This window comes from Amycolatopsis sp. NPDC003861, from assembly GCF_053605405.1.
Genome location: NZ_JBSGJD010000272.1, coordinates 1 through 12418, shown reverse-complemented (window position 1 = coordinate 12418; position 12418 = coordinate 1). Strand labels below are relative to the sequence as shown.

The 12418-nt window shown below is 71.3% G+C and carries 11 protein-coding genes; 6 read left to right on the top strand and 5 right to left on the bottom strand.

Features of this window, described 5'->3' with window-relative positions:
* From ACWEVN_RS40840 to ACWEVN_RS40815, 6 genes are all read left to right on the top strand, one after another.
* Window positions 1-1559, top strand: a 1559-nt coding sequence (locus ACWEVN_RS40840; protein WP_452054864.1) for a DUF3376 domain-containing protein, incomplete at its 5' end; no start/stop codon positions are given.
* Between the two features lie 179 nt (window positions 1560-1738).
* A complete protein-coding gene (ectA, locus tag ACWEVN_RS40835; protein WP_452054865.1) occupies window positions 1739-2293 on the top strand; it encodes a diaminobutyrate acetyltransferase in 555 nt (184 codons plus the stop codon).
* A 15-nt stretch (window positions 2294-2308) separates the two neighbouring features.
* Window positions 2309-3562: a diaminobutyrate--2-oxoglutarate transaminase gene (ectB, locus tag ACWEVN_RS40830; protein WP_449687412.1), complete on the top strand. Its 1254-nt coding sequence runs from the start codon at window positions 2309-2311 to the stop codon at window positions 3560-3562.
* A gap of 12 nt (window positions 3563-3574) precedes the next feature.
* The gene (locus tag ACWEVN_RS40825; RefSeq protein WP_310968817.1) at window positions 3575-3961 is read left to right on the top strand and encodes an ectoine synthase; all 387 of its coding nucleotides are present in this window, start codon (window positions 3575-3577) and stop codon (window positions 3959-3961) included.
* A 30-nt stretch (window positions 3962-3991) separates the two neighbouring features.
* Window positions 3992-4894: an ectoine hydroxylase gene (thpD, locus tag ACWEVN_RS40820; protein WP_452054863.1), complete on the top strand. Its 903-nt coding sequence runs from the start codon at window positions 3992-3994 to the stop codon at window positions 4892-4894.
* Window positions 4895-5430: 536 nt separating this feature from the next.
* On the top strand, window positions 5431-8178 hold the full coding sequence (locus ACWEVN_RS40815) for a BTAD domain-containing putative transcriptional regulator (RefSeq protein WP_452054862.1): 2748 nt from the start codon (window positions 5431-5433) through the stop codon (window positions 8176-8178).
* A gap of 285 nt (window positions 8179-8463) precedes the next feature.
* Here ACWEVN_RS40815 and ACWEVN_RS40810 read toward each other — a convergent pair whose 3' ends face one another.
* From ACWEVN_RS40810 to ACWEVN_RS40790, 5 genes are all read right to left on the bottom strand, one after another.
* Complete coding sequence (locus tag ACWEVN_RS40810; protein WP_449687410.1) at window positions 8464-9129, bottom strand: DUF4190 domain-containing protein; 666 nt, start codon at window positions 9127-9129, stop codon at window positions 8464-8466.
* Between the two features lie 250 nt (window positions 9130-9379).
* Window positions 9380-10261, bottom strand: a complete 882-nt coding sequence (locus tag ACWEVN_RS40805; RefSeq protein WP_086852001.1) for a hypothetical protein — start codon at window positions 10259-10261, stop codon at window positions 9380-9382.
* The gene (locus tag ACWEVN_RS40800) at window positions 10258-10734 is read right to left on the bottom strand and encodes a DUF6932 family protein (protein WP_449687409.1); all 477 of its coding nucleotides are present in this window, start codon (window positions 10732-10734) and stop codon (window positions 10258-10260) included. The genes ACWEVN_RS40805 and ACWEVN_RS40800 overlap by 4 nt, the downstream gene beginning before the upstream one ends.
* Window positions 10735-10791: 57 nt before the next feature.
* A complete protein-coding gene (locus ACWEVN_RS40795) occupies window positions 10792-11184 on the bottom strand; it encodes a hypothetical protein (protein WP_452054861.1) in 393 nt (130 codons plus the stop codon).
* Window positions 11185-11198: 14 nt separating this feature from the next.
* Window positions 11199-11930 (bottom strand): OmpA family protein, encoded by a 732-nt coding sequence (locus tag ACWEVN_RS40790; protein WP_449687407.1) that lies wholly within the window; start codon window positions 11928-11930, stop codon window positions 11199-11201.
* Window positions 11931-12418: the final 488 nt, after the last annotated feature.

The window sequence follows — 12418 nt, the reverse complement described above, 5'->3', positions numbered from 1 at the left end:
TGTGGATCCGCGAGCTCGCCGAGGAGTGGGCCGGACTGGGCCGCTCGGCCGCCGTCGCCGAGGCGTGGCCGAAGGTCGTCGCGGGCCTGCGGGCGGCGGCGCCGACGCTGCGGGCGCTGGCCGACGCCGACCCCGGGAAGTCCGGCACCGTCACGACCCTGCTGAACTGGCTGGCGCTCGGCCCGGACGCCGCGGGCGGCGACGAGGTCGTCCAGGCGCGGCTGCTCATCCTGCACGTGGCCACGCGCGGGCTGCTCGCGCAGGCGCCGTCGGTCGACCAGCGGGTCGACCTCGTGCAGGTCAGCGCCGATTCACGGACGCTGCTGGACATGACGCGGCGCCGGTCGTGGGACAAGCTGACCGGGATGCAGGCGAGCTACTTCGGCGCGTTCTACAAGGCGTCGTGGCGGGCCAACGACTGGATGTGGGGCCGCATCGACGGTGCCGGCTGGCTGGTCCAGTGCCTGCTCGACCCGGTCCGCCTCGAAACGCTCCGGGACATCGTCGGGCCCGAGCGGTTCCGCGACGAGTTCGTCGCCGCGCTCAAGCCCCTCTGGCGCAAGCCGGACGAGCTCGACCGGTGCACGCCGGCCGAAGCCGGGCAGCTGCGCGACCAGCTGACGGCCGAACTGGCGTTCCTCGGCCTCGACGCCGATCTCGAGCCGGTGGCCGCCCCGGACGCCGACCGGCCGATCAGCATGCCGGTGACGGCCATGGTGCTGGCCCGGACGCGGCAGGCCGAAATCGCCGCGGAGGAGCTCCCGGTCGTCACCCTCGCGTCGCGCTACGACGCCGACGACCGCCCGGGCATCGGGAAAGCGCTGGCCGGCGACCTGCCCCGGGTCGACGTCGGCGCCGCGCAGGCCCAGTTCCAGGCCTGCCGCGTCTCGGCGGAAAAGCTCGCCGGGGAGCAGGGCACCGCCCGGCTGACCCGGACGCTCGTCGCGCTCGGCGCCGCCACGGTCAACGCCGGGACGGTCGCGTTCCGGCTGCCCGGCGGCTGGCCGCAGACCGTCGCGGGCATGCTGCGGACCGTCGCCAGGAGCACGGCGAGGGTCTCGCAGGGCGCGTCCCGGCTCGGCACGGCCGGCTCGCTGGTGGCCGGTGTGCTGGCGCTGCTGGCCGGGCTGGTGATCGGCAACAACGGCGGCGCTGTCCTGCAGTGGGTCGGCCTCCCGGTCCTCGCGGGCGCGGCCGTCTACCTGGCCACGGCGCTGCTCACGACGGGCCACAAGGTGCGCTGGCTGTTCACCGCGCTGGGAGCGCTGGTCGTGGCGGCTCTGCTGCTGGCCGCGTTCCTGCCGCCGCTCGCGCGGCCGTTCTTCGGCTGGCTCGGTGACGTCGTGGCCGGCTGGCGCCGCGGCGAGGGCGCGGTGTGGTGGCTGGTCGTCTCCGGGCTGCTGATCCTGCCCGCGGTCGTGACGCCGGTGAGCGCTCTCCTGCGCCGTCTCGGCCATCGCCGCGCCCGCAACCGGGAAGCGAAGGCGGTCGTGCTCGAAGTGGCCCGGCGGCCGTCCCCGAAGACGGTGGAACGCGCTCCCGAACCGAGTTCGCGCTGAGCGTTTCCGGCCCGTCGCCTTGCGATCATCCCGATTTGGGTTCATCGTGCGGATAGGTCACGGGCCGTGCGTCCGCGCCCCGAGCGCGCGTGTGCCCATACGCCGGCCGGTTCAAACAGGTTTGTGTGACTGCTCACCGGGTACATCGCGTCCCCGCAGGTCATCACGGGGGTCGTGAGCTGCGTCGCTGGCAGGCGGAAAATTCTCTGTTACGTTTCCTGAGTATGTCCGTAACGCACTTGATCGAAAGCCCGACCAAGGCGGACGGCGCGGAGCTGTGGCGAATCGCGCGTGATTCCGCCAAGCTCGATCTCAACTCGCCGTACGCGTACATGCTGTGGTGCCGCGATTTCGCCGAGTCGTCGGTGGTCGCGCGTGAGGATGGCAGGGCGGTCGGTTTCGTCATCGCCTACCGCAGGCCGGACGCGCCGGACTCGGCGCTCGTCTGGCAGGTCGCGGTGGACAGCTCGCAGCGGGGGAAAGGCCTGGCCGGGGCCCTGCTCGACGCGCTGTACACGCGCCTGGTCGGCGCGGGGGTGCGTTACCTCGAGACCACCATCACCCCGGACAACGAAGCGTCCATCCGGCTGTTCGCGTCGTTCGCGAAGCGGTGGGACGCCGCAACGGAAACCAGTGTGCTGTTCGACGGCGAGGATTTTCCCGAAGCGGGACACCTGCCGGAAGAGCTTTACCGCATCGGACCGCTGACGGTACCGACGAATCCGGGCGATTAGGAGCGAAAGAAACACATGAGCATCTTCGAAGAGCTCGAATCCGAAGTACGCAGCTACAGCCGCGGCTGGCCGGTCGTGTTCGACCGCGCGCAGGGCAGCCACTTGTACGACGAAAGCGGGAAGCCCTATCTGGACTTCTTCGCCGGGGCCGGCGCGCTGAACTACGGGCACAACAACCCGCGGCTGAAGCAGGCCCTGATCGACTACATCCAGCGCGACGGCGTCACCCACGCCCTGGACATGTTCACCGTGGCCAAGCGCGACTTCCTGCAGACCTTCCGCGACAAGGTCCTCGACCCGCGCGGGCTCGGCTACAAGGTCGTGTTCCCCGGCCCGGGCGGCGCGAACGCCGTCGAAGCCGCGCTGAAGCTGGCGCGCAAGGTGACCGGCAAGGAAGCGGTCATCAACTTCACCAACGCCTTCCACGGCATGACGCTGGGCGCGCTGTCGGTCACCGGCAACTCGATGAAGCGCGGCGGCGCCGGCGTTCCGCTGGTGCACGCCACCCCGATGCCGTACGACAAGTACTTCGACGGTGCGATGCCGGACTTCCTGTACTTCGAGAAGCTTCTCGAAGATTCCGGCAGCGGGCTCAACGAGCCGGCCGCGGTGATCGTCGAAGGCGTCCAGGGCGAGGGCGGCATCAACGCCGCGCGCCTGGAGTGGCTGAAGGGCCTCGACGACCTCTGCAAGCGCCACAACATCCTGCTGATCCTCGACGACGTCCAGATGGGCTGCGGCCGCACCGGCCCGTTCTTCTCCTTCGAGGACGCCGGGATCACGCCGGACATCGTCTGCCTGTCGAAGTCCATCAGCGGTTACGGCATCCCGATGGCGCTGACGCTCATCAAGCCGGAACTCGACGTCTGGGAGCCGGGCGAGCACAACGGCACCTTCCGCGGGATCAGCCCGGCGTTCGTCACCGCCAAGGAAGCGATCGACGTCTACTGGAGCGACGACGAGCTCGAGAAGTCGACCAAGGCGAAGGGCGAGCGCATCGCGACCGCGTTCAGCGGCATCATCGAGGCCTACCCGGAAGCGAACCTGCTCGCCAAGGGCCGCGGCCTCGCGCGCGGCATCGAGTTCGCCAGCGGCGACCTGGCCGGCCGGGTCTGCGCGGAAGCGTTCGCCCGCGGCCTGCTGATGGAAACCTCCGGCCCCGACGGCGAAGTGATGAAGCTGCTGCCGCCGTTGACGCTGACCGACGACGAGCTGACGCAGGGCCTGTCGATCATCGACGAGTCCGTCAAGGCCGTCCTGACCAAGTAAGGGAGATCGCCCGTGCTCGTCCGCACACTCGACGAGATCACCGACACCGACGCCGACATCAAGACCGAGAACTGGCGCAGCAAGCGGATCATCCTCGCCAAGGAGGGCGTCGGCTTCTCGGTGCACGAGACCACGCTGTACGCGGGGACGGTCAACGACTTCTGGTACGCCAACCACATCGAGGCGGTGTTCATCACCTCCGGCGAGGGCGAGATCGAGGATCTGGCCACCGGCAAGGTGTACGAGCTCAAGCCCGGCACGCTCTACCTGCTCAACGACCACGACAAGCACCAGGTCCGGCCGAAGACCGAGATCAAGTGCGTGTGCGTGTTCAACCCGCCGGTGACGGGCCGCGAGGTGCACGACGAGAACGGCGTGTACCCGCTGATCACCGAGTAAGTACCGGAGAGGAAACAGGAGGCGAAGCCCGTGACGCTGACGGACACCCGGGTCGACGACGGTTACCCGACCCGGATCACCGGTACGCCGGCGCACCTGCCGCGCGTGCACCCCACGGTGTGGGGTACCGAAGCCGACGGCCCGATCGACGCCGCCACGCTGGCGAACCACGAGACCAAGGGTTACACCGTGGTCGAGGACATGCTCTCCGTCGGAGAGGTCCAGACGTACTGGCAGGAGCTGGTGCGGCTGTCCTCCGACGAGGAGCTCGCCAAGGACGAGCGCGTGATCACCGAGGCGAAGACCGGTGAGGTCCGGTCGATCTTCGACGTCCACGAGATTTCGGGCCTGATCGCCGAGCTGGTGCGCGACCCGCGCGTGCTGGACCGGGCGCGGCAGCTGCTGGGCTCGGAGGTGTACGTCCACCAGAGCCGCGTCAACTACATGCCCGGCTTCAAGGGCACCGGGTTCTACTGGCACTCGGACTTCGAAACCTGGCACGCGGAGGACGGCATGCCGGCCCCGCGCGCGGTCAGCTGCTCCATCGCGCTGACGGACAACTACCCGTTCAACGGCGGCCTGATGATCATGCCGGGTTCGCACCGGACGTTCGTCCAGTGCGCCGGCGAGACGCCGGAGGCGAACTACAAAAGCTCGCTCAAGGACCAGCGGGTGGGCGTGCCGAGCGAGGACGACATCACCAAGATGGCGGCCGAGCACGGCATCGACCAGTTCACCGGCCAGGCGGGCTCGGCCCTGTGGTTCGACTCGAACATCATGCACGGCTCGGGCAACAACATCACGCCGTACCCGCGCTCGAACATCTTCCTGGTGTTCAACAGCGTGGAGAACGCGCTCCAGGAGCCGTTCGCGGCGAGCACCCCGCGGCCCGCGTTCATCGCCGGCCGCGACTCGACGCCGATCACGCGCTGAGGCTCCTGGCTTCGGTCTCGACTGGGGCCCGGCCGGCGGATCGCGCCGCGCCGGGCCCTTTGTCGTGGGTAAGTCGCTGCGCCGGGCCGTCCGCCGGCCGGGAGCTTCGCGAAGCGCCCGACCCTGACCCGCCCGTGACGGACTCGGTGCGCCCTGTTACGGTGTCGCCACCGCGCGGGTGTGTGGCCCGTGCAACACGTCTTCGTCGACGGCCGGCGGCGGGTGCTTCGCTCGGGGTGAGCTCACCTGCCCGGTCGCCCTCGGTGGCGGACGGGCGGACCGGCCCCCTGGCGGCCCGGCCGGAAGTTTCAACGGCAGCCCCGTACCACCGGATCGGGACCGGTGGTGCGGGGCTCCGTCACGTCCGCGCCAATCGCAGGCGCGCCCGGCCCGGGCCGCGGATTCCGCAGCGTGACGAAACCTCCTGGTCCCGGCCCGGTGGGGCGGTATTCGCCGGCCGGTCATCACGGTAGGTTGACTTTTCCGGCGGGGGCGACGCCGGGGGACACCGTGGATCCGGGGAGGTGGGCGCGAGCATGGCCCAGACCCGGCTCCAGCTGCTCGGGCCCGTTCAGCTCTTCCACGGCGACGACCCCGTCCCGATCGGCGGCCCCGGCGTCCGCGGCCTGCTCGCGCTGCTGGCGCTGCGGCCCGGCAAGGTCGTCGGGCTCGACGAGATCATCGACGCCCTCTGGGGCCACGACCCGCCGGCGACCGCCCGCACCATCGTCCACGGCAACGTCTCGCACCTGCGGCGGATCCTGCGCGACCTCGACGGCCCGCGCATCCTCACCACCCCGCCGGGCTACCGGCTCGACGTCGAGCCCGACCGGATCGACGTCCACCGGGCGCGCTCGCTGCTGGACCGCGCGTCGGTGGCCACGCCGGAGGTCGCCGCCGCGCTGCTGGCCGAGGCCCTCGCGCTGTGGCAGGGCCCGGCGCTGGGCGGGGTGCCCGACTCCCTCGAGGCGCCCGAGCTGGAGGACCTCCGCCTCGCCGTGCACGGCGCCCGCGTCGACGCCGACCTCGAACTCGGCCGGCACGCGGAGCTGATCGTCGAGCTCAGCCCGATCGTCCGGGCCGATCCCCTGGCCGAGCGGACGGCGGGCCAGCTGATGCGGGCGCTCTACCACGCGGGCCGCCGCGGGGACGCGCTCGAGCTGTACCGGACCGTCTCCCGCGCGACGCTGCGCACCCTCGGCGTCGAGCCCGGTGCCGAACTGCGATGGCTGCACGAGCGCGTCCTCAACGACGACCTCCCGGCGCGGGACGTCGTCGCCCCGGCCGCCGGTGCGGAGCCGGCGAAAGCGATTTCGCAGCTGCCCGCGGCGGTGCCCACCCTGGCCGGGCGCTCCGAGGAGCTGGCCTGGCTCGACGGCCTGGTCACCCGGGCCGAGGCGGGGCAGACGACGATCGCCGTGGTCAGCGGCACGGCCGGGGTTGGCAAGAGCACGCTCGTCGTGTGGTGGGCGCACCGGGTCGCGCCGCGGTTCCCGGACGGCGTCCTGTTCGCGTCGCTGCGCGGCTTCGACCCGCACCACCCGCCGCTGGAACCGGCCGAGCTGCTCACCCAGTTCCTGCTCGGCCTCGGCGTCGAAACCGCGCAGATCCCGGAGCTGCTGCACGAACGCGTCGCGCTCTACCGGTCGCTGATCGCCGGGCGCCGGATGCTGGTGCTGCTCGACGACGCCCGCACCGCCGAGCAGGTGCGGCCGCTGCTGCCGCCGAGCGCGCGGACGATGACGGTGGTGACCAGCCGCTCGCGCCTGGACGGGCTCGCGGTGTCGAACGCGGCCAAGCAGCGCGTGCTCGGCACGCTCGCGCCCGACGACGCCGTGGCGCTCATCGAGGAACTGGCCGGCCCGGCGAGCCTCAACCACGCTCTCGCGCGGCTCTGCGGCTACCTCCCGCTGGCCCTGCGGATCGCGGGCGCGCGGCTTTCGGCGAGCGCGCAGCGGACGGCGGAGGAACTCGTCGACGAGCTCGGCAACGAACGCACCCGCCTCGCGGGGCTGCAGGTCGACGGCGCCGACGACAGCGTCCGCGCGGCGTTCGACGTCTCCTTCCGCGGGCTGCCCGGCGAAGTCGCCGAGACGTTCCTGCAGCTGGGCGCGATCCCCGGCGTGCTGGTCGGGCCGCACGTAATGGCCGCGGTCGCGCAGATCCCGGTGGCCGAGGCCCGGCGCCGGCTGCGCGCGCTGGCCGCGCACAACCTCATCACCGAGACCGAGCGCGACGTCTTCGTGCCGCACGACCTCGTCTGGCTCTACCTGCGCGAGCTCGCGGAGAAGGAACTCGGGGACAAGGAGCGCGACGAGGCGCTCGGCTGGTCGGTCCGCTACTACCAGACGGTGGCCGACCGGGCGCGGCGCCGGCTCGGCCGGGTCGCCGACCCGCTCGACTTCTCCGGCGTGCTCGCCGACGAGGCGATGCCGCCGCTGCCCGGCTTCGCCGAGGCCCACGACTGGTTCGCCGCGGAGTGGCCGAACGTCCTGGCCGTCCTCGACGCCGCGGCCGCCGCGGGCCGTCACGACGACGTCTGGCGCCTCGCCCGCCTGACGCACACCTACTGGGTCACCTGCCCGCTGCTGGACGAGTGGACCCGGATGGCCGACCTCGGGGTCGCCGCCGCCGAAGCCGCGGGCGACGTCGAGGGGCAGTGCTGGCTGCGGCTGGCGCGGTGCGAGATCGCGCTGACCTTCGAGCTGCCGGGGTTCGGGCTCGCCGACGCCGAGCGGGCGGCGGAGCTGGCCGCCGAGTCGGCCGACCAGCGGCTCCGGACGTCGGTGGACCTGCACCTCGGGCGCGCGCTGAGCCGGCTCGGCGAACACGACAAGGCGATCGAGCGGCTGGCCGCGGCCGTCGCGAACGCGCCGGACGTCACCCTGCGCGGGCCGGCGCTCAGCAGCTGCGCGCAGGCGGAGAAGCGGGCGGGCCGGCTGGCCGACGCGATCGCCCACCAGCGCGCCGGCCTGTGGATCGACCGCGAACTGGGTGACGACGACCAGGTCGTCGTCTCGCTCGACAAGCTGGCCGAGCTGAACCTGCGGGCCGGGGACCACGAGGCCGCCGAGCGGTACGCCTGGGAGGCGATCGACCTGGCGATCAGCCGCGAGTTCGTCGCGCGCGAAGGGGCGTTGCGGCTGACGCTGGGCCGGGTGCTGCGGGCCCGCGGCGACATCGACGGCGCACGGGAACAACTGGCGTTGTCGGTGCGCATTTACGAGCGCGTGCACCCGAAGCTCGTCGGTGAGGTCCGCACCGAACTCGCCGATCTGCAGTGAACCGGATTCCGACAGTTTCGCTTGGCCGGAATTTCGTTGCGAATGGGTCACGACCCCGCCCGCACGCTCAATCCTTAGTGGATTCTTAGTGGGCGCGGGCGGTGTCCGCGTAGGTTCGGCGGTGCCGGCAGAGCCCTAGGGGAGGGGCAGGCGGAGACGCCGGTGCCAGGCCCCGCGCGGGAAACTCCGCGTGGGACCCGGAGTCGCCAGGAGCGGCTCGTGGCGGCCCGGCCGGCCGACTTGGGGGTAGGCCGGCCGGTCGCCAGGCGGGGTTGCCGCGCCCGATCAGCCGACGTTCGCCGTGCAGAGCGCGATCGTCGCCCCGCTGTTTTCCGCGACCTTCTTGCCGTCGACGAGAATGGCGCACTTGATTTCGTTGCTGACCGTCGCATTGCGGGTGTCCGCGGTGAGCGTCAGCAGGTACGAGCCATTGTTGTAGGACGCCTGCCCCTGCCACGCGTCGGTGCTGGCCGGCGCGTTTTCGGTGCGCTGGTCGTTGAGGCTGCCGTAGCGCACGGTCGCGCCGCCGGCGGAGGTGACCTGGAACGTCACGGCGTGCTTGTCGGTGGCCACCGCGGGCAGGTGCAGCCCGCTCTCGCCGCCGCTGAAGAAGGTCGAATACAGCAGCATCCCGGCCGCGGTGAGCAGCGCGGCGGCCGTCACGACGGTGGCACCGATCGCCACCCCGCGGTCACCCACGGTGCCCTTCTTGGCCTGGACCAGCCCGGCCACGGCCAGGACCAGGCCGATCCCGCCCAGCGGCCACGCGACGACCTCGAGATCCGGGACGAACGTGACGACCAGGGCGGCCACGCCGAGCAGCAGGCCGACGATCGCCAGGATGTTCCGTGCGGGCTTCGCATTGGCTTGACGACGCTCCGTGGCCGTCACCGGCGGCGCGGGCCGTCCGTGGCGCGCGGCGGCCTGCGGGTACTGCGGGTCGGTCATCATGCGAACCCCTTCGGGTGGGAGTGCGACGACGTTAACCCATAAGTGTGGCCCAGAACGAAATTGTTACATTCTGGAAAAAGTCATTGTCCCACCATTTGCGGTCAGGTATCGATATTTCCTGACATCACGGGCATGACGTGGCCCGGTGATCAATGGCAAGAATATCGGAGCTCCCACGGTTTTCGTGGCCGTTCGGCCCACGACGACCGTCGTTACCAGCGTTCAAGACGAAAGTTCCACAACGGACATTTCAGTCGAAAAGGCTGACTTCCGGGGTGATTTCGAGGAGTTCGAAAACGGGCCGGCCGCGGCGTCCGTCGATCGTCGTCGTGCGCACGACGCGGAGCCGGGCGGTCACCGGGCGATCGAGGTTCTCCTTGATCTGGTCGAGCAGGTCCGGCGCCACCGCGCCCTGGATCGTGCCGCCCGACTCGCGGTCGAGGTAGAAGATCCGGCGTCGCGTGCGGACGCCGTCGAGCCGGCCGCGGACCGTCTCGTAGCCGACCTCCTCGCGCGACTCGCGGAGGCTGCCCTGCAGGATCCGCGCCTGCTCGGTGGTCATGCTGCGGGTGACCTGCTCGCCCGCGGTCGGGGTCAGCGCCATCCCGATGCCGGCGTTCTTCGCGACGGCGTTGACGATGTCGCTCACCGCGTTGCGGACGGTGTCGCGCTGGAGCAGGACGGCGTCGAGCGCGCCGTCGTCCGAGCCGTTCGCCGGCAGGAAGTCGCAGAGTTCCTTGACCGCGCGCTCGGACAGCGTCTCGATGCCGTCGACGATCAGGGCGTCGTCGGCCAGCGGCTCCGGGAAGCCGAAGAAGATCGCGTTGCCCGCCTGGCCGCGCTGGATCAGCGGCGCCTTGTCCCGGTCGGTCTGCTGGACCTGGGTGACCTCGCCGGACGGGTTCCGGATGATGTGGCCGATCTTCGCCGTCGCGTCCTGCAGGGCGCGGCTGATGTCGGAGAAGGTGTAGGCGTCGATGGTCTGCTCGCCGATCACCGAGACGTGCAGCAGCGGGGAGCGGGACGTCCGTTCGAACTTGGCGTTGGCCGCCATCGCCGAGGCGCGGGCCAGGTCGTCGAGCCACGTGCCGCCGGGGATCTCGTCGGCGATGCGCCGGAACTCGTTCCTCACCAGATCATCTCCGGGTAGCCCCTGCCGCCTTCGGCCCAGACCTCGGCCCACACGTCTTCGTCGCCGGGACGGCACAGGAAGCCGTCCAGCATGCCCCCGACCGGCTGCACCTGGTCGAGGTACATCGCCGGCTGCCCGACGATCACGCCGCGGAGCGTGAGCAGGCCGTAGAGCGCGGACCGGCCGGCGTCGTCGAGCCGCTTGAGCGCGCCCCACTCGTCCGGGATGAGGACGACGTCGAGGCCGCGCGGCGGGTGCGCGGTCCGGGTGATCAGCTCGCCGCCGATCCAGGCGCGGCCGGACGGCATGATCCGCCGGGCGACGCCGAGGTAGCTGTTGAGCGCGCTGAACAGGATCTCGCGTTCGTTCTGGTGCGGGGCGTCGAACACCAGGCGTTCGTAGACGTCGGCGAGGTCGCCCGCGTGCCGGCCCGGTGGCAGGACCTGCTGCGCCGTCCAATGGGGGAGCGCCACGCCACCCCCTCCTCAGCCCTCGCTCACAGTGCGTAGCCGAACTTACCAGGATGGGTGTCAGCCACCGCGCCCAGGCTGCTGCGGCCACTGCGGGGCCTCTTCGGACTCCGGCCAGGCGGGCTCCTCTTCGGTGGGCCAGTCCTCGGCCTGCGCACCGCGCTGAGGGGGCAGGGGAAGGTGGCCCTCGCGGTGGCCGACGGGATCCTGTTCGTCGTCATCGGGCGCGCCGGCCCGGCGATCGGGCGGGTGCTGCGCCCAGGCGGCGGGGATGAACTGGGTTTGCTCGGTCGAGAGCGGGGGCGGGGGCTCGTACGCCGGTTCCGCTTCGGGTTTTTCTTCGCGCGCGGGCTGGGGGCTCTTGGTGGTGCGCAGGACGAGCCACGACGTCAGCGCGCCGAGGGCGAAGGCGACGATCAGCCACAGCCAGATCTGCCCGAACAGCCAGAACATCAGCTCATCACCCCTCAAACGACCGTGATCTCGACACGCCGGTCTTCTTCGCCGCCGGTGGCCGGCCGGGTGTCGCCCAGCCCCCGGTAGGTCACGCGGTTGGTGGTCAGGCCGTTGGTGGTGAGGATCCGCGCGACGGCCCGGGCGCGGTCCCGCGAGAGCTTGAGGGCGGCACTCTCCCCGCCGGGACCCCGGGCGACGTGCCCGGTGACGCGGTACCGGAACCCGGCGGGCGCCTTGGCGAGGGCGATGGCAACGGATCGAGCGGCCTGTTCGCCCTCCGGGGTGAGCTTCGCGGTGTCGGGCTGGAAGGCGATCGGGGCTTCGGTGAGCATCCGATCGATCTCGGCTTGGACGCCGGCCTTGTCGGTGGGCGGAGGAGCCGTGGTGCTGGTGGTGGGCGGCGGGCTCGGCGTGGTCGTGGCCGGGGTCGTCGGCGTGGTCGCGGTGGTGCTGGGGGCCACGGGGATGACGTCGCCGTTGACCTTGGCGGCCCGGACGCCGTCGACGTTCTGCACGATTTCGAGGGCCCGCAGCGCTTGCCCGGGCGGGAACCCGCTGAGGGTGGCATCCCGGCCGTCGAACCGGACATCCCCGGTGGGCAGCCCGGCTTGGAAGAGAGCGGCTTGGGCCCGGGCGGTGAGGTCGCGTTCGATGCCGCCGGACCGAGTCCAGGTGGCGACCCCCGCGAGCAGCGCTGTGACCAGCACCGCAACCGGGACCACGAGGATCCAGCGCCGACGCATAAAGGGACTGTAAGCCGGGTGCGGCAGCTTGGCGACCTGAATCCGGGTGGTCATCCACAAGTTGTCCCCAGGGGAGTCGACATGTGGACAACTCGGAGGATCGTGTTCGGTTGGGCACTTTCTGTCGGAGGGCGGCGGTAGGCTGGAGACGGGTGGTTCCCCCTGGGAGGGTGGGCCAGGTCCGGGGGTGTTTTGGGGCGGTTCCGGGCCGCTGCGGTGTCGCGAATGACTCATTCGGGACGTTCGAGGGCGCCCGGGCCAGTGGACCTTTGAGGGCGCCCGGACCAGCGGAACTTTGCCAGCGCCTGCCGATGCCGGGTTGGGCTCCGGCGGAGGCGGTCGGTGCTGTTGTGGGGCCTGCTGGCCTCTGCTCGGAGGTGCCGCTGACTCGGGCTGTTCCGGGTGCCCACCACCCCGAAGCTCGATTGTCACTACGGACGGTGGTGCCGGGTCAAGGCGGGAAAGCGTGCCTTGACCCGGCACCACCG

Bases quoted from the DNA above. Each gene is read 5' to 3' on its own strand.
- ectB (WP_449687412.1), top strand. From the start codon at position 2,309: ATGAGCATCTTCGAAGAGCTCGAATCCGAAGTACGCAGCTACAGCCGC.
- ACWEVN_RS40815 (WP_452054862.1), top strand. From the start codon at position 5,431: ATGGCCCAGACCCGGCTCCAGCTGCTCGGGCCCGTTCAGCTCTTCCAC.
- ACWEVN_RS40810 (WP_449687410.1), bottom strand. From the start codon at position 9,129: ATGATGACCGACCCGCAGTACCCGCAGGCCGCCGCGCGCCACGGACGG.
- ACWEVN_RS40795 (WP_452054861.1), bottom strand. From the start codon at position 11,184: ATGTTCTGGCTGTTCGGGCAGATCTGGCTGTGGCTGATCGTCGCCTTC.
- ACWEVN_RS40790 (WP_449687407.1), bottom strand. From the start codon at position 11,930: ATGCGTCGGCGCTGGATCCTCGTGGTCCCGGTTGCGGTGCTGGTCACA.